Genomic DNA, 20,737 nt, shown 5'->3' with positions numbered 1-20,737 from the left:
CGCATGTCCGACCCCACCCAGCTACGCCGCGCCGTGGCCTCCAGCTTCCTCGGCAGCGTCATCGAGTACTACGACTTCCTCCTCTACGCCACCGCCTCCGCCCTGGTGTTCGGCAAGGTCTTCTTCTCCGACCTGAGCCCGCTGGCCGCCACGGTCGCCAGCCTCGGCACGTTCGCGACCGGCTACCTGGCGCGGCCGCTCGGCGGCGTCATCTTCGGCCACTTCGGCGACCGGCTCGGCCGCAAGCGCATGCTGGTGCTGACCATGACGCTCATGGGCGTGGCCAGCACCCTCATCGGCGTGCTGCCGACGTACGAGCAGATCGGCACCCTCGCTCCCGTCGCGCTCGTGCTGCTGCGCGTGGCGCAGGGCGTCGCGGTCGGCGGCGAGTGGGGCGGCGCGGTGCTCATGTCGGCCGAGCACGCGACCGGCCGCCGCGGCCTGTGGGCCAGCTTCACCAACGCCGGAGCGCCGTTCGGCATGCTGCTGTCCACGGCGGCGCTCAACGGCAGCGCCGCGATGATGGACGAGCAGGCGTTCCTGAGCTGGGGCTGGCGCATCCCGTTCCTGCTGAGCATCGTGCTGCTGGCGATCGGCCTGTTCGTGCGGGCCAGGGTGGCGGAGACGCCCGTCTTCGCCTCGGCCGCGTCGTCGGGCCCGGCGCGGCGCTCGGCGCCGCTGCTGGACGTGCTGCGCCACCACCCCAGGGCGTTGCTGCTCGGCATCGGGGTCGGGCTGTCGCCGTTCGTGCTGCAGGGCACGCTGACCACGTTCCTCGTCTCGTACGGGGTGCAGGCCGGGTTCGCCAGGCAGCAGGTGCTCAGCGGGCTCACCCTGACGTCGGGGCTCGCGGTCCTCGGCATCATCGGCTGGTCCGCGCTGTCGGACCGGGTGGGCCGCCGCCCGATCGTGCTGGCCGGCGCGGTGGCCGCCGCCGCGTTCGCGTTCGCGATCTTCCCGCTGGCCGACTCCGGCAGCGTCGGGCTGCTCACGCTCGCGCTCGTGCTCGGGCAGTCGATCATCCATCCCATGATGTACGGGCCGCTCGCCGCGCTGTACGCCGAGTTGTTCGCCACCCGCAGCCGCTACACCGGCGCCTCGCTCGGCTACCAGATCGCCGGCCTCGGCGCAGGGCTGGCCCCGCTGCTGTTCGCCCAGATCCAGGCCACGACCGGGGGCGGCGGCACCGGGCTGATCTCCGCCGTCATCGCCGGGTTCTGCCTGCTGACCGTGGTGTGCACGGCGGCGCTGCGGGAGACGAGCCGTACCGACCTGGTGTCCGCCGCCGACCACAGCGGCGTCTCCCGCTAGGAGCAACCCCCATGCGCAACGCCGGACTGGGCGGCTGGCCCGCCCGCCGCGCCCTGATGACCCCGGACCGCACGGCGTTCGTCCTCGGCGAGCGCCGTGTCACCTTCGCCGGCTTCCACGAGCGCACGACGCGGCTCGCCGCCCGGCTGCGGCGGGCCGGGGTGGCAGCCGGGGACCGGGTCGCCTACCTGGGCCCCAACCACGTCGCCTTCGCCGAGACCCTGTTCGCCGCGCACGTGCTCGGCGCCGTGTTCGTCCCGCTCAACTTCCGCCTGGCCGCGCCCGAGATCGCGTACATGCTGGCGGACTCGGGCGCGACCGCCCTCTTCCACGCCCCCGAGTGCGCCGCCGCCGTCCGCGCGCTCCGGGACACCCCCGCCACCGTGGTGGCGCTCGCCGATCCCGGGCCGGGCGAGCACGCGTACGAGGACTGGCTCGCGCAGGGCGATCCGGACGCCTCGATCGACGTGCCGGTGACCCTCGACGACCCGGCCCTGATCCTCTACACCTCCGGCACCACCGGGCGGCCCAAGGGCGCCGTCCTCACCCACGGCAACCTGGTCTGGAACTGCTACAACATGCTCGTCGGCGTGGACCTGCGCAGCGACGAGGTGACGCTGGTCAGCGCCCCGCTCTTCCACGTGGCCGCGCTGAACCAGACGCTGCTGCCGACGTTCCTCAAGGGCGGCCGCTCGGTGATCATGCCGTCGTGGGACGTGGACCGCTGCTACGACCTCATCGCCGAGCACCGCGTCACCTGGATGTTCGGCGTCACCACGATGTTCGCGGCGCTCGCCCGCTCGCCGCGCTGGGCCGGCGCCGACCTGTCCTCGGTGCGCACGCTGATGGCCGGGGGCGCGCCCGTGCCGCCGGCGCTGATCCGCACGTACCAGGAGCGCGGGCTGGTGTTCTGCCAGGGGTACGGCCTCACCGAGACCGCTCCGGGCGCCACGTTCCTGGAGCCGAGCCAGAGCGCCCGCAAGGCCGGCTCGGCGGGCGTGCCGGTCTTCTTCGCCAACGTGCGCGTGGTCCGCCCCGACCTCACCGACACCGCTCCCGGCGAGCCGGGCGAGGTCCTCGTCCAGGGTCCGAACGTCACCCCCGGCTACTGGAACAACCCCTCCGCCACCCGGGCCGCGTTCGCCGACGGCGGCTGGTTCCGCTCCGGCGACATCGCCACCCGGGACGACGACGGCCACCTCCACATCGTGGACCGGGCCAAGGACATGTTCATCTCCGGCGGCGAGAACGTGTACCCGGCCGAGGTCGAGGGTGTGCTGGCCGAGCATCCCGGCGTGGCGGAGGCGGCCGTGGTCGGCGTGCCGGACGGCACCTGGGGCGAGGTCGGGCACGCCTTCGTCATCCCCCGGCCCGGCGCGCGCGTCACCGCCGACGGGCTGCGCGGCTTCCTGCTCGACCGGCTGGCCAAGTACAAGATCCCCCGCTACTTCGACGTGGTGGACGATCTGCCGCGCACCGGCTCCGGCAAGATCCGCAAACCGGAGCTGCGCGCCCGGGCGGCCCGCTAGCGAGCACGTACGCGGCGCCGGCCCGCAGCTCGCCGACGGGCGTAGCCGGCCGGTGAGGACCGGCGCGGCCCGCCGCCCGCCCTACGATGTGATCGTGACTCCGACTCCTCGACGCGCGCCCCGCACCGCCGCTCGCGGCGCAGCCGCCCCCAGCATCCGGGATGTCGCCGCCGCCGCGGGAGTGTCGTACCAGACCGTCTCGCGCGTGCTGAACGAGTCGCCGCGCGTGCGGCCGGAGACCCGCACGGCGGTGCTGGCGGCGATCGAGAGCCTCGGCTTCCGCCCCAGCCGGACGGCGCGCGCCCTGAGCCTGGGCCGCGCCCGCGGCATCACCGTGGTCACCTCCAACACCATCCTGTACGGCTACGCGGCCACGCTGCAGGGCCTGGAGGAGGCCGCCAGGGCCGAGGGCATGGCCATGGGCATCAGGGTCGTGGAGTCGGCCGAGCCCGCCGAGGTGAAGCAGACCGTCGACCACGTCGCCGACGCCAGCGCGGGCGGGGTGGTGGTGATCGCGTTCGACCCGCTCGGCGTCGCGGTCCTGGAGGCGCTGCCCGAGCACGTCCCGGCCGTGGCCGCCGCCGAGCCGGCCGCGCCCGACCGGGGGCGCGTCGCCATCGCGCTCGACGAGCGCCGCGCCGCCGCCGACGCCACCCAGCACCTGCTGGACCTCGGCCATCGCACCGTCCACCACGTCGCCATCCCGTCCGAGGGGGAGGGCGCCGTGCCCGGCGGGCGGCTGGCCGGGTGGCGGGACGCGTTGCGGGCGGCGGGGGCCGGGATCCCCGAGCTGATCGGGTGCGGGTGGGACATCCGCTCGGCGTACGCGGCCGGGCAGCGGCTGGCCGCCTCGCCGGACGTCACCGCGATCCTGTGCGGCAACGACGACATCGCCCAGGGGGTGCGCAGGGCTCTGTACGACGCGGGCAAGGACGTGCCGGGTGACGTCAGCATCGTGGGCTTCGACGACATCCCGGGGTCGGCGTACTGGACGCCGGCGCTGACCACCGTGCGCATGGACTTCGCGGGCCTGGGCCGGGCCTGCTTCCACGCGGCGGTGGCCGAGCTGACCGGCGGCCCGCAGCCGGAGCCCGCGCTCACCCCGCCGGCGCTCGTGCTGCGCGAGTCCACCGCCCCGCCGCCCCAGCGCCGCTGATCCGGCTGCGCGGCAGGCGGTGTTCCGCCCGGGGCCGGCCCTCGCTCAGCAGGGGCGCGGCAGGCACGCGATCTCCTGAAACGCGCGTGTAACGATCCAGCAAAGAGGGTTCCCCCGCCGGCATGTGACCGCTCACACTGAGGCTCAAGCATGTGACCGGTCACATGCCTCGGGAAAGCGAGTTCATTGATGCCTGCTGACGTCGTCGAGACCGTGCGCTGGGGGCACACCGGCCTCACCGCCGTCGTGGAGATCCACCCGGATCGCCCGGTCGCGCTGCGCGAGCTGTCGGCCGGAGCGCCACCCGCCACGGCGGCCCGCGCGTCCCAGCCGCTGGTGGAGGTGCTGGTGCCCGGCGAGGGCCGGGCCAGGGCGTCCCAGCGGCTCTCGGAGACGTCGGTGGGCTGCCGGCTGCGGTACGCGGGCGCCGAGCAGTCGAGCGACGGCGGCTGGCACGAGCTGCGGATCCGGATGCGGGACGAGGTCTCGGGCCTGGCCGCCGAGCTGATCATGCGTTCACCCGACGGCGTGCCCGCGGTGCAGGCGCGGGTCCGGGTGACCAACACCGGCCAGGGCCCGGTGCCCCTGCTGGCGGTCACCTCGTTCGCCGCGGTCTTCCCCGCGAGCGGGATGAACGGCCTCGACGTCCTGTACGCCGACAGCGAGTGGCTCGGCGAGAACCGCTGGACCAGGCGCCCGCTCACCGAGCACGTCCCCGGCCTCGGCCTGCCCGAGCACGGCCAGCACGGCAAGGGCACGTTCGCCCTGACCAGCCAGGGCACCTGGTCGAGCGGCCGGCACGTGCCCATGGGCGGCCTGACCGACCGCGGCACCGGCCGTACGTGGCTGTGGCAGATCGAGCACAACGGCCCGTGGCGCTGGGAGACGGGCGAGCGGCTGGACGGCGCGTACGTCGCCCTGTCCGGCCCGACCGACCTCGACCACCAGTGGAGCGAGCTGCTCGCCCCGGGCGAGTCGTTCACCACCGTGCCGGTCGCGATCGCCGCCTCCGGCGACGGGGTGGAGGGAGCGGCGGCGGCGCTGACGGCCTATCGCCGCGCGCTGGTGCGCCCGCACCCCGACCGGGCCGCGCTCCCCGTCGTGTTCAACGACTACATGAACACGCTGATGGGCGACCCCACGACGGACAAGCTCCTTCCCCTGATCGACGCCGCCGCCGCGGCGGGCGCGCAGGTGTTCTGCGTGGACGCCGGCTGGTACGACGACGGCGGCGACTGGTGGGACAGCGTCGGCGAGTGGCAGCCCTCCCAGACCCGCTTCCCCCGCGGCCTGGAGGAGGTCCTGGCCCGCATCGCCGGCCACGGCATGACACCCGGCCTGTGGCTGGAGCCCGAGGTGATCGGCGTGCGCAGCCCGATGGCCGGCAAGCTGCCCGCGGAGGCGTTCCTGCAGCGCGGCGGCGTGCGGCTGGCCGAGCACGGCCGCCACCACCTCGACCTGCGCCACCCCGCCGCGGTCGCGCACCTGGACCAGGTGGTGGACCGCCTGGTCGAGGAGCTGGGTGTCGGCTACTTCAAGCTCGACTACAACATCGACCCGGGCGCCGGCACCGACAGGGACGCCACCAGCGTCGGCGCGGGACTGCTCGCCCACAACCGGGCCCACCTGGCCTGGCTGGAGGGCGTGCTGGACCGCCATCCCCACCTGGTGCTGGAGAACTGCGGCTCGGGCGCGATGCGCATGGACTACGCGATGCTCTCGCGCCTGCAGTTGCAGTCCACCAGCGACCAGCAGGACTTCCTGCGCTACCCGCCGATCGCGGTCGCCGCGCCGCTGTCGATGCTGCCCGAGCAGGCCGCCAACTGGGCCTACCCCCAGCCTGACATGACCGGCGAGGAGATCGCCTTCACCATGGTCACCGGCATCCTCGGCCGCCTCTACCTGTCGGGCAACCTGCACCGGATGACGCCGGAGCAGTTCGAGTCGGTCGAGCGGGGCGTGCGGCTGCACCAGAGCCTGCGCGCCGACCTGCTGCGCGCCACCCCGTGCTGGCCGCTCGGCCTGCCCGGCTGGGACGACCCCTGGCTCGCCCTCGGCCTGCGCACCGAGGACGTGACCCACCTGGGCATCTGGCGCCGTCCCGGAGCCCCGGCGGCCACCGTGCTGCACCTGCCCCACCTGGCCGGACGCCATCTCACCGCCGAGATCGCCTACCCGGCGGCGGACGGCTGGGCCTGCTCCTGGGACCCGCGGGCCGCCGAGCTCACCGTCACCGCCACCGTCCCCGCGCCCACCGCCCGCATCCTGCACCTCCGCCCCCTCTGAACGCCCCTTCTCAACGCCCCTTCTCAACGCCCTCTCTGAACGCCTTCTCTGAACGCCTTCTCTGAACGCCCTCTCTGAACGCCCCCTCCCCCACGCCCCTCCGAACACCCCCTCCGAACCGAAGGAAGCCGAACCGTGAAGCTCGCACAGCGTGTCGCCGCCGCGTCGGCCCTCGTCCTGGCCGTCACGGCCTGCAGCGACCCCTCGGCGGGTCCCGCCGCGGCCCCCGCCACCGGCGGCTCGCCGGCCGCCTGGCCCTCGCCGACCGCCCGCCTGGACGGGGTGACGCTCACCATCTGGGCCGCCCAGAACAGCAACACCGTGCCCAAGGCCGTGACCGACGCCTTCACCCAGGCGACCGGGGCCAAGGTGGAGGTCGTCACCATCCCCGACCCGTACGAGCAGGGCGTGCAGACCAAGGTGGCGACCGGGGACAAGCCCGACCTGGCGTTCTGGCAGCCGACGGCGTCCATGCTCACCGCGCTCAACGCCCGCGCCAACCTCCAGCCGCTCGACGGCGCCCCCTGGCTGTCCACGCTCTCCCCCGAGCTGCGCGACATCACGGGCCTGCTGGACGGCACCCGCTACGCCGCGCTCGTCACGAGCCCGGCGGTCCAGGGCGTCTACTACAACAAGCAGCACGTCAAGCAGCCGCCGAAGAACTTCGACGAGCTGGTCGAGGTGGCGCGCGCGCTCAAGGGCAAGGGGGTCACCCCGTTCTTCGAGATGGCCGGCGACAAGTGGGCCACCCAGTGGTGGGTGCAGGTCCAGCTCGCCGACGCCGCCAAGGACGGCCTGTGGGAGCGGGTCAACACGGGCAAGGAGACGTTCGAGGACAGGACGATCCTGGACGCGATCAAGAAGTACCGGGCGCTGATCGACGAGGGGCTGTTCAACGCCGACATCAAGACCGCGAGGTTCGAGGACCAGGGCGAGGCGCTGCTGTCCGGCAAGGCGGCCATGGTGATGCAGGTGAACTCGTTCTTCGGCCAGCTCCAGGCCAAGGCGGACACCGCCGAGCTGGACGAGAAGATCGGCTTCTTCCCGATCTCGCCGTCGGGGAACGTGGGCACGTTCATCCCCGACCAGTCGAACGCGCTGGTGGCCTTCCGCACCGGCGACGCCAAGCGGGAGCAGGCCGCGCGGCAGCTCCTGGCGTACTGGATGGGACCGGGTTACGCCGGTTTCGTGGCCGACCGCAAGACCGTGTCGCTGCGTACGGACGTGCCGGCCCCGGACGGCGTGCCGCAGGCGCTGAAGGACGTGCACGCCTCTCTCGGCGGGTCGGTCGGGTCGATGCAGGCGCTGGCCGTGGCCAACCCCGACCTGTACCTGAACCTGGCCGACATGATCACCGGCAGCCTGACCCCCGAGCAGGTGGCGGCAGCCACGCAGAAGCAGTTCGCCCAGCTCGCCAAGGCCGCCGGCGCCACCGGCTTCTGACGCCGAGGAGTCACCCGTGCAGCAGACGCTCGCCCGCCCCGGCAGAGCCGCCCGGCGGGCGCCGGCGGCCAAGCCGGCAAGCACCGTCGCGCGCGGCCGGACGCACCCCATGTGGTTCCTCCTGCCGGCGTTCGCGATCCTGTTCGTCTTCTTCTTCCTGCCGACCGTGTTCAACTTCGTCTACGCCTTCACCGACTGGTCCAGCTTCAAGAGCGAGATCCGTCCCGCGGGCTTCGACAACTTCGCCAACCTGCTGTCGGACGGCACGCTCTTCAGCGCGCTGCGCATCACGGTGATCTACGCCGCGCTGGTGGCGCTGTTCCAGAACCTGTTCGGCTTCGGCCTGGCCGTGCTGCTGGAGAAGGACACCTGGCTCAACCGCGCCGCCCGCCTGGCCTTCCTCGTCCCGGTGCTGATGTCGGCGCTGGCCGTCGGCTACGTCTTCCAGGCCCTGCTCAAGCCGGACGGCAGCCTCAACGACCTGCTCTCGGCACTGACCGGGCAGCAGGTGGACGTCGCCTGGCTGGGCAGCACGACGTGGACGCTGGTGCTGGCCGCGGTCATCCACGCCTGGAAGTGGATGGGCCTGTCGATGCTCATCTACCTGGCGGGGCTCAAGACGGTCCCCGAGGACGTGACCGAGGCCGCCCGCATCGACGGCGCCACGCCGTGGCAGGCGTTCTGGGCGATCCGGTTCCCGCTGCTGGCCCCGGCCGTCACCTTCAACGTGGCCACGGCGCTGCTCGGCTCGATGAACGGCTTCGACATCGTGCAGGCGCTGACCGGCGGCGGCCCCGCCCGCAGCACCGAGATCCTGAACATCTTCATCTACCGCACCTTCGGCCAGGGCCTGTTCGCCCAGGCCACGGCCATGAGCCTGGTGTTGTTCCTCATGGTCGCGCTGCTGGCCTTCCCCGTCATCCGCGTGCTGCGCAGAAGGGAGGAGATCCTGTGACGGTCCCCGCCTTCGGTTCCATCGCCCGCCGCCGTGCCCCGTCCCCGGTGGCGCGGGGTCTGGCCGCCCGGCTGCGCCCGTTCGCGGTGGTCGCGCTGGTCGTCCCCGTCATGGGGGTGCCGTTGTGGCTGGTCGTCGTCACGGCCGCCAAGTCGCAGGGCGAGGCCCTGTCGCCGAACCTGTCGCCGCCCGCCGACTGGCGGTTGTGGGAGAACCTGGCGCAGGTGTGGCAGCAGGGCGAGGTGCCCATGGCGTTCCTGGGCAGCCTGCTGGTGGTCGCGCCGTCGGTGGTGCTGGTGCTCACGTTCGGCTCGATGGCGTCGTGGATCCTGGCCCGCCGCGCGTCGCGGCTGAACGCGGTGCTGTACGCGCTGGCCATCAGCGGGATCGTGCTGCCGCCCGCCGTGGTCACCATCGTGCTCCTGCTGCGGCAGCTCGGCCTGGCGGGCAGCCCCGCCGGCATGATCGGGGTCTACGTCGGCATCTACCTGTCCACGGTGATCTTCTTCGTGACGGGCTTCGTGCGTACGGTGCCGCTGTCGCTGGAGGAGGCGGCCCGCATGGACGGCGCCGGGCCCGTGCGGGTGTTCTTCTCGGTGATCCTGCCGCTGCTGCGGCCGGTGCTGGCCACCGCGACCATCCTCATCTGCCTGTACGTCTGGAACGACGTCTTCTACGCGTTCTTCGTGGTCGGCGGGCGGCTGGACACGTTGCCGCTGAACCTGTTCCAGGTGGCCAACGCCGGGCTGTACCTCAACAACTGGCACCTGATCTTCGCCTACATCATCCTGATGAGCCTGCCGCTGCTGGTCGTCTTCGCCGTCGCGCAGCGCAGGATCATCTCCGGCATCACCGGCGGCGCCGTGAAGTAGGCGCCGCCGGCGAGCCCGCTCAGGCGAGGGTGACCAGGTCGGCGTAGCCGTCGTGCCACAGGTCCTCGGCCCCGTCGGGCAGCAGCAGCACCCGCTCGGGCCGCAGCGCCTCCACGGCCTCCTGATCGTGCGTGACCATGACCATCGCCCCCTGGTACGCCTCCACGGCCGCCAGCACCTCCGCCTTGGAGGCGGGGTCGAGGTTGTTGGTCGGCTCGTCGAGCAGCAGCACGTTGGCCCGGGAGCTGACCAGCCCGGCCAGCGCCAGCCTGGTCTTCTCCCCACCCGACAGCACGGCAACCGGTTTGTCCACGTCGTCCCCGCCGAACAGGAACGACCCGAGCACCGCCCTGGCCTCGCCGTCGGTGAGCTGCGGGGCGGCTGAGGCCAGGTGGCCGCCGACGGTGGTGGCCGGGTCGAGGGTGTCGTGCTCCTGGGCGAAGTAGCCGAGCCGCAGCCCGTGCCCGGCCACGACACGCCCCGAGTCGGGCCGCTCGTGCCCGGCCAGCAGCCGCAGCAGCGTGGTCTTGCCCGCGCCGTTGAGCCCGAGCACCACGAGCCTGCTGCCCCGGTCGATGGCCAGGTCCACGCCGGTCAGCACGGGCAGGCTGCCGTACGACTTGGTCAGGCTGATCGCGCCGAGCGGCGTGCGCCCGCTGGGCGCCGGCTCGGGCAGCCGGATGCGCGCCACCTTGCCCGCGCGGCGGACCGGGCGGGTCTCGGCGAGCATGCGGTCGGCCCGCCGGGCCATGTCCCGGGCGCGGACGGCGGTGGCGGACCTGGAGCGCATGCGGTCGGCCTGGGCGTGCAGCGCGGCGGCCTTGCGCTCTGCGGCGGCGCGCAGCCGGGCCCTGCGCCGGTCGTCGGACTCGCGGTCGGCCAGGTAGGTGCGCCAGCCGGTGTTGTGCACCTCCAGCGTGCCGTCCGCCACGTGCCAGACGCGGTTGACCACGTCCGCGAGCAGCTCGGTGTCATGGCTGATCACGACGAGGCCGCCGGAGTACCCGAGCAGGAACGAGCGCAGCCAGGCGACGGAGTCGCCGTCCAGGTGGTTGGTCGGCTCGTCGAGCAGCATGACGCCCGGCTCGGCGAACAGCACCCTGGCCAGCTCGACGCGCCGCCGCTGCCCGCCGGACAGGGTGCCGAGCGGCTGGTCGAGCGCCCGGTCGGGCAGGCCGAGCCCGGCGGCGACGCGGGCGGCCTCCGCCTCGGCCGCGTACCCGCCGCGGGCCTGGAACTCGGCCTCGGCCCTGGCGTAGCGGTTCATCGACCGCTCGTCACCCGACTCGGCGAGCGCCGTCTCCGCGGCCCGCAGGTCGCGCAGCGCCCGGTCCAGGCCGCGGGCGGACAGGACGCGGTCGAGGACGGAGAGGCCGGGGTCGGCGGCGGACGGGTCCTGCGGCAGGTAGCCGACGGGGCCGCTGCGCACGATGTCGCCGGCGGCGGGCTGGAGCCCGCCGGCGAGGGCCTTCATGAGGGTGGTCTTGCCGGCGCCGTTACGGCCGACCAGGCCGACGCGGTCGCCGGGGGCGACGTGGGCGGTGACGCCGGACATCAGGAGACGGGCGCCGGCACGCAGCTCGACACCACGGAAGGTAAGCATGGAAATACGCTCCGGAACAGCTCAAGGACACAAGGGTGGCGTGGAAGCTGGTGTCCTGGCTAAGAGGTCCGGGGCGTAGACATGGGGCCCAGTGTAGGAGGGCGTCGCGCCGGCCTGCCACCGATTAATCAGGCCGGCGCGGGATGCCGTGCTGGGCGGCTAGTTCCAGATCCCGGGAACGCCGGCGGGCACCTGGTCCTTGACCTCCGCGCGGTCGATCACGTCGCCCCGCAGCGGCAGGTTCACGGTGACCTCGCGGCCCCAGTCGGTGAAGCGGGTGTCCGACTCGACCTGGACCGTGGTCTTGGACACGGGCAGGGTCGCCTTGACCGCGACCCGCCGCACCAGGCCCTTCTCACCGAAGTACAGCGCGTAGGAGATCTTGCCGCTCTTGAACCGCGTGCCGTACCGCGAGGCGAACGGGGCGGAGGCGGCGGCGAGCTTGGCGGGCTTGATGGCGCCCTTCAGTATCCCGTCCTTCCAGGAGGTACGGGCGGCCACGAGGGCCTTGAGCGTGGCCGGGTCGAGGACCTCGACGAGCAGGTTGCTCGGCGGCTGCTTGACGCCGCCGTAGCGCACGTGGCTCGCGTCCGCGATCATCAGCGCCTGCTCGACCACCGGGCCGGAGACGTAGCTCACGCTGCCCGAGGAGATCAGCCGGACGGGGCCCGCCTGCAGGCCCTCGGTCTCCTTGGGGCTGGTCCTTTTCATCTCGCGCAGCAGCTTGTCGCTGTACTGGACGGTCTGGCCCAGGTCGGAGGCCACCGGGCCGCGCGAGCCGAGCCCGACCGTGCCGTCCACGGTGGAGGTGACGACCCGGCCGCCCGGGTAGGTGATCTTGGCGGTCGCCCGCAGGTTGACGGCTCTGCCGGGCGCTAACTCGGCCTGGAGCGCCTTGACCGGGTCGGAGGCGGAGGCGGCCTGCGCCGGCACGGCGGTGAGCTGCGCCATGCCCGCGACCACGGCGACACCGACGATGGTTCGCTTCATTGGTTTCCTTGGGAACGGTCCGGAAAGACGCGAACAATCTGGTGCATCTAAGATCGTCCGTCAAGCCGGACCGGCCATCAGGCCGCACGACCGGCCCGCCCCGCAGCCTCCGCCGCGACATCCCGCCGGGCCTGAGCCGCGCGCTGGGCGGCGTGGCGATGAACGCCGGCTGGTGCCCCGCGGCGGCGACGGCGTCGCGGACGCCGTCGCCGACGGTGATGCAGGACCGCGACCGCGCGGAGCCGCCCGGCCGGGGCGCCTCAGCGGATCAGGCCGGGAAGTCCTTCGGGTTGACCGAGGTCGTCCTGGCGTTGCCGCCCCTGACCGGGTTGAGGGTCAGCGACCAGCCGGGGATCCGGGTGGCGGTGGTCCGGTACGTCAGCTTCTCGTTGAAGCACTGGTAGACGGCGTTCCGCGTGAACCTGCCCTTCGACTTGCTGAAGCGGGTGCCGGTGGTGAAGTAGATCCGGTACGTGCCGTCCCTGACGTCGTTGATGGTGGCCGTGGACTTGGCGCGCACGTAGATGCTGATCGCCTTGGTCTTGCCCCTGACCAGGGCGACGACGCCGTCCTGCGAGAGGCCGTTCTTGATCTTCAGCCTCCCCTGGCCGCCGCTGATGCGGTCGTAGAGGATCGTGCCGTTGCGCGGGCGGGCCAGCGCGGCCGAGTCGGCCGTGAGCGTCACCGTCGTGGCGACGCTGCCACCGGTCACGGTGGTGGCGCCGGCCGGGCACGAGGTCAGCAGCCCGCCCGCCAGCGCGACCGCGGCCACGACACCCGTGCGCATGGCGGTTCCTTCGAGAAGCCTCTTCACAGAACATCTCCTTCGTGACGCATGGTCACGGTAAAGATAGATTAAAGAGGCTCTGAACCGATACCGGATTGGTGATGCGCCGGGCTACGGGCGGGCGGCCGGCGGGTACCGCGCGGCGCCGGCCCTCCTGGCGGAGGTCCTGCCGGCGCGTCAGGCCGAGGACGACTCTCCCGCCGCCTGCAGCACGGGCGCGCTCAGCCTGACGCACAGCTCCCAGACCGCCTCCTGGTTGCCGGGGTCGAGCGCCGAGGCGGGCAGCGGCTTCCTGCGGCACTTGTCGTCGACGTACGCGCCGCTCACGCCTTCCAGCTCGGCGCTCGTGGCCGCGTACACGCTGGACCGGGCGGACCTGGTGAGATCGGCCAGGAACAGCGGCGCGACGACCTTCAGCACCACCGGCGCGATCGGCCGGTAGACGATCGGGAACGCCCTGATCGGTGTGGACCGGTTCATCGGCGTGTAGCCGTGCCCCGGGTAGACCACGTTCGCCGTCACGCCGGAGCCGCGCAGCCGCTCGGCCAGGCGGTGGGTCATCGCCATCGTCATGGTCTTGGTGTGGTTGTAGTGGCTGAACGTCCACCCGATGTAGCGGCGTTCGCCCTGGAGGTCGCCGCGGTCGATGGGGCCGCCGGGGATGCCGCCGGTGAGGTTGACCACGCGGGCGGCGGGGGCGCGTCGCAGCAGCGGCAGGAGGAGGTGGGTGAGCGTGAACGGGGCCAGCACGTGCGCGGCGAACATCTTCTCCACGCCGTCGGCGGTCAGCTCGCGGGCGGGCAGGTTCACGCCGACGTTGTTGACCAGCACGTCGAGCCGGTCGTGGCGCTCGCCGACCGCCGAGGCCAGGCGGCGCAGGCCGTCGAGCCGCGTGACGTCGGCGGAGACGGCGTGGACCCGGTCGTGCCCGGCGCTGCTCCTGACGTCCCGCGCGGCCCGCAGGCCCCGCGCCGGGTCGAGCCCGACGAGGATCACCGAGGCTCCGCGCCTGGCCAGGCCGCGGGCGGTCTCCATGCCGATCCCGCCCGTGCTGCCGGTGATGAGCGCCACTCTGCCATTCATGTCATTCGATGCCATGAACGACACTATATGCCTAGCGATACACTCGGACGCATGGCTGGGTTGAGAGAGCGGGCGCGGCGGGCCGTACAGGCCGAGCTCGCCGCGGTGGCGCTGGAGCTGTTCACGGAGCGGGGCTTCGACGAGGTCACGGTCGACGACATCGCCCGCGCCGCCGGGGTGTCCAAGCGCAGCTTCTTCCGTTACTTCCCGGCGAAGGAGGACGCCGTGTTCGGCGGCGTCCAGGTGATGGGCGACGACATCGCCGAGCAGCTCGCCGCCCGGCCGGCGGACGAGCGCCCCTGGGACTCGCTGCACGCGGTGCTGCGGGAGTGGGTCGCGCGCATCGACGCCGAGAGCCGGGCCACGCTGCGGCTGATCGAGCGCACGCCCTCGCTGCGGGCCCGCTTCCAGCACAAGCGCGAGGAGGTACGCTCGCGCATCGCCGAGTCCCTGGCGGCCCGCACCGGCCTGGACCCCTTCACCGTCGATCTCCTGACCGCCGCCGCGGGCGCCGCCGTCGACTGCGCCTCCCGCGAGTGGCTCCGGACGGGCTCGGACGGCGACCACATGCGACTCGTCGACGCGGCCTTCACCCGCCTCCGCCCGTCCTGCGCCGGCACCTGACCCACCTCACCCCTCCAACGGACGCGCGCCGGCCGGGCGGGTGGGCAGGCAGGCGTCAGGGCAGGCAGGCGGCGGGGCGGGCAGGCGAGCGGGCCGGGCGGGCGGGTGGGCAGGCGTCGAGGCGGGCAGGTGAGCGGGTGCCGTTCGGGTTGGGCCGGGCCGAATTGGCTTTTGTCCCTTATGGCCTAGACTGCGGCAGATGTTCCCGGCCCCCGCCCGGCTGGCCTGGCTGGACGCCCTGCGGGGACCGGCAGCGCTGGCCGTCACCATGCACCACGCCGGCTGGACGTTCATCCCGGGCGTCTGGGCCGAGGTCGATCGCCGCATCGATCTCGGCTCGTGGGGCGTGTTCGTGTTCTTCCTGGTCAGCGGCTACATCATCCCCGCCTCCCTGGAACGGCGCGGCGACCTGCGCGCCTTCTGGGCCGGCCGCGCCTTCCGCCTCCTCCCGCTGCTCATGACCGCCTGCTGCCTGGCGCTGCTCCTCGCCGCGGCAGGCGTGCTGCCCTTACCGCCGGGGCTCGGCGAGCGCCCGTGGCCGGTGGTCGCGCTCGGGAACGTGACGATGCTCCAGGAGCTGCTCAACCTCCCCGCGCTGATCAACGTGACCTGGACGCTCTCGTACGAGATGGCGTTCTACCTGATGAGCGTGGCCCTGTTCGCGGTGCGGCAGGCGCACAGGTCGGCGGGCATCGCGCTCAGCCTGGCGCCGGCGGCCGTGCCGCTGGGCCTGCTGCTGCCCAAGGCGACGATCGGCGGCCGGGCCGACCTGGTCGCCGCGCTGCTCGGGCTGGCGGTGGTCGCGGCGATCGCGGTGAGCGTGCTGGCGTCCGAGAGGGCGCGCACGGTGGCGGCGATCGCGGGCGGGCTGCTCGGCCTGGCGCTGGTGGTGCTGGGCAGCCGGGGCGGCACCTGGCAGGGGATGATCATCCTGGCCACGATGTTCGCCGGGACGGCGGTGTACCGGGCCGAGCAGGGGACGATCTCGTGGCGGGCCGCGTGGGTCACGCTGGCGGTCGTGCTGGGCTGCGGGATCCCGGCCAAGGACGATGCCGCCTGGGCGCCGGCGATCGTGCTGGCGTTCGCGGCGTTCGGGCTGGCGTACGCGCTGCGCGGCCGGTCGTTCCCGCGCTGGCTGCCGTGGCTCGGGCTGATCAGCTTCTCCGTCTACCTGCTGCACCCGATCCTGCTGCACGTGCTGCCGGACCTGCCGCTGTTCTTCCTCGCCCTGATCCCGCTCAGCGCCCTGACCTACCGCCTGATCGAGCTGCCGGGCCAGCGGCTGGGCAAGCGCCTGATCGGAAGGGCAGGCTAGGGGCGGGGCGCGCCCCTGCCGCACAGGTATCCGACGATCATCTCCCCGACCATCCGCCGCTGCCGGTCCCGGTGCTCGGCCGCGGTCATGTCGCGCCCGAACAACGCCCCGAACGTGTGCTGGTTCGCCACCCGGAAGAAGCAGAACGCGCTGATCATCATGTGCACGTCGATGGCGTCGGCCTCGGTGACGAAGTCGCCCGACTCCTGCCCCGCGTCGAGGATGCGGGAGATCAGGTCGAGCACCGGCGTGCCGAGATTGCCCAGGACCTCGGACTTGCGGATGTGCTCGGCCTGGTGGATGTTCTCGATCGCGACGAGCTGGATGAACTCGCGGTGCGCGTCGTGGTGGTCGAAGGTCAGCTCGGCCAGCGTGCGGATGGCCTCGACCGGCGCGAGGTGCTCGACGTCGACCGTCCGCTCGACCTCGCGCACCTCGGCGTACGCCTTCTCCAGCACGGCGATGTAGAGCCGCTCCTTGCTGCCGAAGTAGTAGTAGATCATGCGCTTGGTCGTGCGCATGCGGGCCGCGATCTCGTCCACGCGCGCCCCCGCGTAGCCGTAGCGGGCGAACTCGCGCTGGGCGACCTCGAGGATCTCCGCTTTGGTACGGTCGGCGTCCCGCTGGCGTTCGGTGGTGGCGGGGGGCGAGGTCATTGGCTCATCATAGGCTGGCCCGCCAGCTGTACGGCGACGGCGCTCAGAAGGGATGGTGCGCCTGCTGGGTGGCGAGCGTGATCCAGCGGATGTTGGTGAACGCCTCCAGCGCCCGCCGGACCGCCCCGCGCACAGCGCCCCGGACGCCTCCGAGTGCTACAGGTCCGCGCCGCGGGTGATGGTCACGAGTGGTTCTCCTCGGTGAGGACGCGCTGGGCCACGGCGAACGCGGCGTTGGCCGCGGGGACCCCGCAGTAGACGGCGCTCTGCAGCAGGACCTCGCCGATCTCGTCCGGGGTGAGCCCGTTGCGGAGCGCGGCGCGTACGTGCATGGCCAGCTCGTCGAGGTGCCCGCGGGCGACGAGCGCGGTGAGCGTGATGCAGCTGCGGGTGCGGCGGTCGAGGCCGGGACGGGTCCAGATCTCGCCCCAGGCGTAGCGCGTGATGAGGTCCTGGAAGTCCCTGGTGAAGGGCGTGGTACGGGCCACGGCGCGGTCCACGTGGGCGTCGCCGAGCACCTCGCGCCGCACCTGCATGCCGGGCAGGGCCGGCAGGTGGGCCAGCAGGGCCTGGGTGACGCGCTCCGGCTGGTCGGCGGGGGCCAGGTGCGCGGCGCCGGGCAGCTCGACGAGCGTGGCGCCCGGGATGCCGTCGGCCAGCTCCCTGGCGTGGGCCGGAGGTGTCGCCGGGTCCTCACGTCCGGCCACGACCAGGGTGGGGACGGTGATGTTCGCGAGGCCGGCGCGCAGGTCGTAGGCCGCCAGGGCGTCGCAGCAGGCGGCGTACCCGGCCGGGTCGGTGGCGGCCAGGTCGTCCAGCAGCGCCTGGTCGGGGGTCTGCGCGAACCAGCGGCGGGCGGTGGCCTCCAGCAGCGGCGCGGTGCCCTGCTCGCGGACCAGCTTCGCCCTCTCGTGCCACGCCTCCGGGTCGCCGAACCTGGCGCTGGAGCAGATCATGGCCAGGGAACGCAGCCGTCCGGGGTGGCGGGCCGCCAGCGTGGCGCCGATGGCTCCGCCGATCGAGACGCCCGCGTAGTGGAAGGTGTCCATGCCCTCGGCGTTCGCCACGTCCAGGACCAGGGCGGCCAGGTCGTCCAGGGTGCTCGCCCGGAGCGTGGGCGAGTGGCCGTGGCCGGGCAGGTCGAACCTGAGCACCCTGAACGTGCGGGCCAGGGCGGGGATCTGGGGGTCCCACAGGCGGGTGGAGGTGCCGAGTGAGGGGGCGAGGATGAGCGGCTGCCCCTGCTCGGGGCCGTCCAGCCGGTAGTGCAGCAGCATCAGTGCGGTGCCTTGTCTTGGTGATGGCCGAGGGCGCGGTCCGCGTCCTGGTGGTGATCGAGGGGACGGTCCGCGTCCTGGCGGCGGTCGAGGGCCCGGTCGGTGTCCTGGCGGCGGTCGAGGGCGCGGTCCACGAGGGCCGGGGCGGGGCCGGCGTCGCCGGGGACGGACAGGTTGGCGCGCATGCGGTCCGGGTGCACGCGCAGGTCCGTGATCAGCTCGGCGGCGTCGCGGGCGGCGCCCGCCACCAGGCGCAGGGCCTCGCGCAACGGCTGCCATTCGGCGTGCCAGGCGCCGGACGGGCGCTCGTCCTCCGCGGCGAGCGAGCCGTACAGGATGGCTGCGAGCGGCGGCACCTGGCGGGCGGCGGCGGCGATCATCGTGGCCCGGACCGGGTTGTGCTTGTGCGGCATCGACGACGACCCGCCGCCGACGCCCTCGGACAACTCCCCGATCTCGGTACGCGACAGCACCAGCACGTCGGCCGCCACCTTGCCCAGCGCCCCGGCGGTGAACGCCAGCGCCCCGGCCAGGTCGGCGACGGGCGTGCGCAGGACGTGCCAGGGCAGCACCGGCTCGGCCAGCCCCAGCTCGGCGGCGAACCGCCCGGGCAGGCGCAGCGCCACCGCAACCGCCTCCTCGACCGCGCCGCCGCCAGGGACCTCCCCCACCACACCGGCAGGTGCCTGCCCCGTTCCGCCGCCGGCCGGGGTTCGCCCCGACGCGTCGCCGGCAGGGGCTGCCTCCTCTGCGCCGCGAGCTGGGGCCGGTTGGAAGGCGGCCAAGGTTCCGGCCGCGCCGCCGAGCTGGGCCGGGAGCGCGTCGCGGGCGGCGGCGAGGCGGGTGCGGGCGGCGGCGGCCAGCTCACGCCAGCCCGCCGCCTTGAGCCCGAACGTCGTGGGCACGGCCTGCTGCGTGAGCGTCCTGGCGGCCATCGGGGTGTCACGGTGCGTCGCCGCCAGCACGGTGAGCCCGCCGATCACCCGGCCGAGGTCGGCGAGGACCGGGCCCAGCGTGCGCCGGGCGACGAGCATGAGGGCGGTGTCGACGATGTCCTGGCTGGTCGCGCCCCGGTGGACGTGCTCGCCGTGGGGTCCGGCCGCCTCGCGCAGGTCCCGTACCAGCGGGATGACCGGGTTCCCGCCGGAGCGGGCCCGCGCCACGAGGTCCGGCAGGCTGAACGCGTCCGCGCGGGCGGCGGCCGACACCGCCTCCGCCGCCTCGGCCGGGACCAGGCCGAGGGCCGCCTGGGCGCGGGTCAGGGCAGCCTCGGCGTCCAGCATGGCCTGCAGCACGGCGACGTCACCGGTGGCCTCGGCGGCGCCCCGCATCGGGGACAACAACCCCAGATCGGCCTCCGGGGACGGCGGCCCACCGGCGGGCGCCACACCCGCGGCCGGCGCGCCGCCACCAACCCCCGCGCCCACGCCCTCGGCCGGCACGCCACCCACGCCCGGCGCGCCGCCGTCGTCCGCCGTGCCGCCCGCCGTGTCGCGCGCGGCCGGTGCGCCGCCCACGGCCGCTGTGCCGCCGGCGTTCGTCGTGCCGCTCGCGGCAGTCGTGCTGTCGGACTGCGGCTCGGGATCAGCCGAAGTCAAGGAAGACCGTCTCCTTCTCGCCCTGCAGATGGATGTCGAACCGGTGAACCCCGTCGCGCTCCTCGGCCGCCACCAGCGTCTGCCGCCGCTCCGGCGGGAGCGAGTCGAGGAAGGCGTCCTGCCCGAGGTAGATGCGCGTGTACAGGTGGTGCAGCAGGCCCCGGGCGAAGACGCACACGCTGATGTACCCGTTCCCCGGCACGACCGTGCGCAACGCCCAGTGCCCGTCCAGGTCGGTGGCCACGCGCCCGAAGCCGGTGAAGCGCACGCCGTCGCGCCCGAGGACCGCCCCGTTCGTGGGGTCGCGGCGCATCGTGCCGGGCGCCCCGGCCAGGGAGCCGTGCTCGTCGGCCTGCCAGAACTCCAGCAGCGCGTCCGGCACGGGGTCACCGGCGCCGTCGTAGACGTACCCGTGGACGGCGATCCCGCCGGACGCCAGGTCGCCGCCCCCGGGGAACGGCAACGCGTACCCGTAGAACGGGCCGACGGTCTGCGAAGGGGTGGGGTTCAACGGCCTTCCTCCATCCAGGTCGCGGTGGGCCCGTCGAGCACGATGTCCCACCGGTAGCCGATCGAGAACTCCGGCTCGGACAGGTCGTGCACGTAGTCGGCGACCAGCCGCTGCCTGGCGCGCTCGTCCGTGACCGACTGCATGATCGGGTCGTACGGGAACAGCGGGTCGCCCGGGAAGTACATCTGGGTGACCAGCCTCTGCGTGAAGGCCGTACCGAAGAGCGAGAAGTGGATGTGCGCCGGGCGCCAGGCGTTGAGGTGGTTGCGCCACGGGTACGGGCCGGGCTTGATCGTGGTGAAGAGGTAGTTGCCGTCGTCGTCGGTCAGGCAGCGGCCCACGCCGGAGAAGTTGGGGTCGAGCGGCGCGGGGTGGTCGTCACGCTGGTGCAGGTAGCGTCCGGAGGAGTTGGCCTGCCAGACCTCGACGAGCTGCCCGCGCACGGGGCGGCCCTGGCGGTCGAGCACGCGCCCGCGCACCGTGATCCGCTCGCCCAGCGGCTCCCCCAGGTGCTGCTTGGTGAGGTCGTTGTCGAACGGCGTCACGTCGCTGGCGCCGAACACCGGCCCCGCCAGCTCCGCCGCCTCCGGATCCTTGATCGCGACCAGCGGCTGCTTGGGGTGGCGGAGCAGGGTGCTGCGGTAGGGGGCGTAGTCGCGGGCGGGATGATCGCCCTGCTCGCCGGCGCGGGCCGCGATCTCCTGATCGATGTCGGCCTGCTTGAGGGGTTCGGACATCACG

At 73.3% G+C, this 20,737-nt stretch carries 18 protein-coding genes; 9 read left to right on the top strand and 9 right to left on the bottom strand.

Annotation, left to right across the window (positions count from 1 at the left end; all coding sequences use genetic code 11):
• The first annotated feature begins 3 nt into the window (after window positions 1-3).
• From AB0I79_RS30685 to AB0I79_RS30655, 7 genes are all read left to right on the top strand, one after another.
• Entirely contained in the window at window positions 4-1,311 is a 1,308-nt protein-coding gene (locus AB0I79_RS30685) for an MFS transporter (protein ID WP_357880094.1), read from the top strand.
• 11 nt (window positions 1,312-1,322) lie between these two features.
• A complete protein-coding gene (locus AB0I79_RS30680) occupies window positions 1,323-2,840 on the top strand; it encodes a long-chain fatty acid--CoA ligase (protein WP_357880091.1) in 1,518 nt (505 codons plus the stop codon).
• A 94-nt stretch (window positions 2,841-2,934) separates the two neighbouring features.
• Window positions 2,935-3,996: a LacI family DNA-binding transcriptional regulator gene (locus AB0I79_RS30675; RefSeq protein ID WP_357880089.1), complete on the top strand. Its 1,062-nt coding sequence runs from the start codon at window positions 2,935-2,937 to the stop codon at window positions 3,994-3,996.
• Between the two features lie 189 nt (window positions 3,997-4,185).
• On the top strand, window positions 4,186-6,282 hold the full coding sequence (locus AB0I79_RS30670; protein WP_357880086.1) for a glycoside hydrolase family 36 protein: 2,097 nt from the start codon (window positions 4,186-4,188) through the stop codon (window positions 6,280-6,282).
• Window positions 6,283-6,417: 135 nt separating this feature from the next.
• Window positions 6,418-7,725: an ABC transporter substrate-binding protein gene (locus AB0I79_RS30665; RefSeq protein ID WP_357880083.1), complete on the top strand. Its 1,308-nt coding sequence runs from the start codon at window positions 6,418-6,420 to the stop codon at window positions 7,723-7,725.
• A 16-nt stretch (window positions 7,726-7,741) separates the two neighbouring features.
• A complete protein-coding gene (locus AB0I79_RS30660) occupies window positions 7,742-8,680 on the top strand; it encodes a sugar ABC transporter permease (protein ID WP_357880080.1) in 939 nt (312 codons plus the stop codon).
• Window positions 8,677-9,552, top strand: coding sequence for a carbohydrate ABC transporter permease (locus AB0I79_RS30655; RefSeq protein WP_357880077.1), 876 nt, complete (start codon window positions 8,677-8,679; stop codon window positions 9,550-9,552). The genes AB0I79_RS30660 and AB0I79_RS30655 overlap by 4 nt, the downstream gene beginning before the upstream one ends.
• A gap of 19 nt (window positions 9,553-9,571) precedes the next feature.
• Here the strand turns inward: AB0I79_RS30655 and AB0I79_RS30650 are convergent, their stop codons facing one another.
• The 4 genes from AB0I79_RS30650 to AB0I79_RS30635 form a co-directional block, all read right to left on the bottom strand.
• Complete coding sequence (locus tag AB0I79_RS30650; protein ID WP_357880074.1) at window positions 9,572-11,155, bottom strand: ABC-F family ATP-binding cassette domain-containing protein; 1,584 nt, start codon at window positions 11,153-11,155, stop codon at window positions 9,572-9,574.
• A 159-nt stretch (window positions 11,156-11,314) separates the two neighbouring features.
• Complete coding sequence (locus AB0I79_RS30645) at window positions 11,315-12,145, bottom strand: hypothetical protein (RefSeq protein WP_357880071.1); 831 nt, start codon at window positions 12,143-12,145, stop codon at window positions 11,315-11,317.
• 268 nt (window positions 12,146-12,413) lie between these two features.
• A complete protein-coding gene (locus tag AB0I79_RS30640) occupies window positions 12,414-12,959 on the bottom strand; it encodes a hypothetical protein (protein ID WP_357880068.1) in 546 nt (181 codons plus the stop codon).
• A gap of 150 nt (window positions 12,960-13,109) precedes the next feature.
• The gene (locus AB0I79_RS30635; RefSeq protein WP_357880064.1) at window positions 13,110-14,030 is read right to left on the bottom strand and encodes an SDR family NAD(P)-dependent oxidoreductase; all 921 of its coding nucleotides are present in this window, start codon (window positions 14,028-14,030) and stop codon (window positions 13,110-13,112) included.
• Window positions 14,031-14,066: 36 nt separating this feature from the next.
• Between AB0I79_RS30635 and AB0I79_RS30630 the strand changes: the two genes are divergently transcribed.
• Both AB0I79_RS30630 and AB0I79_RS30625 read left to right on the top strand, forming a co-directional pair.
• Window positions 14,067-14,639: a TetR family transcriptional regulator gene (locus tag AB0I79_RS30630; RefSeq protein WP_357880061.1), complete on the top strand. Its 573-nt coding sequence runs from the start codon at window positions 14,067-14,069 to the stop codon at window positions 14,637-14,639.
• A 199-nt stretch (window positions 14,640-14,838) separates the two neighbouring features.
• The gene (locus AB0I79_RS30625) at window positions 14,839-15,954 is read left to right on the top strand and encodes an acyltransferase (RefSeq protein WP_357880058.1); all 1,116 of its coding nucleotides are present in this window, start codon (window positions 14,839-14,841) and stop codon (window positions 15,952-15,954) included.
• Here AB0I79_RS30625 and AB0I79_RS30620 read toward each other — a convergent pair.
• From AB0I79_RS30620 to pcaH, 5 genes are all read right to left on the bottom strand, one after another.
• Window positions 15,951-16,610 (bottom strand): TetR/AcrR family transcriptional regulator, encoded by a 660-nt coding sequence (locus AB0I79_RS30620; protein ID WP_357880055.1) that lies wholly within the window; start codon window positions 16,608-16,610, stop codon window positions 15,951-15,953. The two genes, AB0I79_RS30625 and AB0I79_RS30620, sit on opposite strands and share 4 nt — an antisense overlap.
• A 182-nt stretch (window positions 16,611-16,792) precedes the next feature.
• Window positions 16,793-17,887: a 3-oxoadipate enol-lactonase gene (gene pcaD / locus AB0I79_RS30615; RefSeq protein ID WP_357880052.1), complete on the bottom strand. Its 1,095-nt coding sequence runs from the start codon at window positions 17,885-17,887 to the stop codon at window positions 16,793-16,795.
• Complete coding sequence (locus tag AB0I79_RS30610; RefSeq protein ID WP_357880049.1) at window positions 17,887-19,485, bottom strand: lyase family protein; 1,599 nt, start codon at window positions 19,483-19,485, stop codon at window positions 17,887-17,889. Before AB0I79_RS30610 ends, pcaD begins: the two co-directional genes overlap by 1 nt.
• Window positions 19,472-19,996 (bottom strand): protocatechuate 3,4-dioxygenase subunit alpha, encoded by a 525-nt coding sequence (pcaG, locus tag AB0I79_RS30605; protein ID WP_357880046.1) that lies wholly within the window; start codon window positions 19,994-19,996, stop codon window positions 19,472-19,474. Before pcaG ends, AB0I79_RS30610 begins: the two co-directional genes overlap by 14 nt.
• Entirely contained in the window at window positions 19,993-20,733 is a 741-nt protein-coding gene (pcaH, locus tag AB0I79_RS30600; RefSeq protein WP_357880043.1) for a protocatechuate 3,4-dioxygenase subunit beta, read from the bottom strand. The genes pcaG and pcaH overlap by 4 nt, the downstream gene beginning before the upstream one ends.
• Window positions 20,734-20,737 lie beyond the last annotated feature (4 nt).

The sequence above is a fragment of the Nonomuraea sp. NPDC050202 genome, assembly GCF_040656115.1.
Taxonomy (GTDB): domain Bacteria; phylum Actinomycetota; class Actinomycetes; order Streptosporangiales; family Streptosporangiaceae; genus Nonomuraea.
Note: the sequence above shows the minus strand (reverse complement) of the source record. Positions and strands in the feature narration are given on the sequence as shown.

Coding starts and splice junctions, on each gene's coding strand:
- AB0I79_RS30685 (WP_357880094.1), top strand. CDS start 4: ATGTCCGACCCCACCCAGCTACGCCGCGCCGTGGCCTCCAGCTTCCTC.
- AB0I79_RS30680 (WP_357880091.1), top strand. CDS start 1,323: ATGCGCAACGCCGGACTGGGCGGCTGGCCCGCCCGCCGCGCCCTGATG.
- AB0I79_RS30670 (WP_357880086.1), top strand. CDS start 4,186: ATGCCTGCTGACGTCGTCGAGACCGTGCGCTGGGGGCACACCGGCCTC.
- AB0I79_RS30650 (WP_357880074.1), bottom strand. CDS start 11,155: ATGCTTACCTTCCGTGGTGTCGAGCTGCGTGCCGGCGCCCGTCTCCTG.
- AB0I79_RS30645 (WP_357880071.1), bottom strand. CDS start 12,145: ATGAAGCGAACCATCGTCGGTGTCGCCGTGGTCGCGGGCATGGCGCAG.
- AB0I79_RS30635 (WP_357880064.1), bottom strand. CDS start 14,030: ATGGCATCGAATGACATGAATGGCAGAGTGGCGCTCATCACCGGCAGC.
- AB0I79_RS30630 (WP_357880061.1), top strand. CDS start 14,067: ATGGCTGGGTTGAGAGAGCGGGCGCGGCGGGCCGTACAGGCCGAGCTC.
- AB0I79_RS30625 (WP_357880058.1), top strand. CDS start 14,839: ATGTTCCCGGCCCCCGCCCGGCTGGCCTGGCTGGACGCCCTGCGGGGA.
- AB0I79_RS30620 (WP_357880055.1), bottom strand. CDS start 16,610: ATGACCTCGCCCCCCGCCACCACCGAACGCCAGCGGGACGCCGACCGT.
- pcaD (WP_357880052.1), bottom strand. CDS start 17,887: ATGCTGCTGCACTACCGGCTGGACGGCCCCGAGCAGGGGCAGCCGCTC.
- pcaH (WP_357880043.1), bottom strand. CDS start 20,733: ATGTCCGAACCCCTCAAGCAGGCCGACATCGATCAGGAGATCGCGGCC.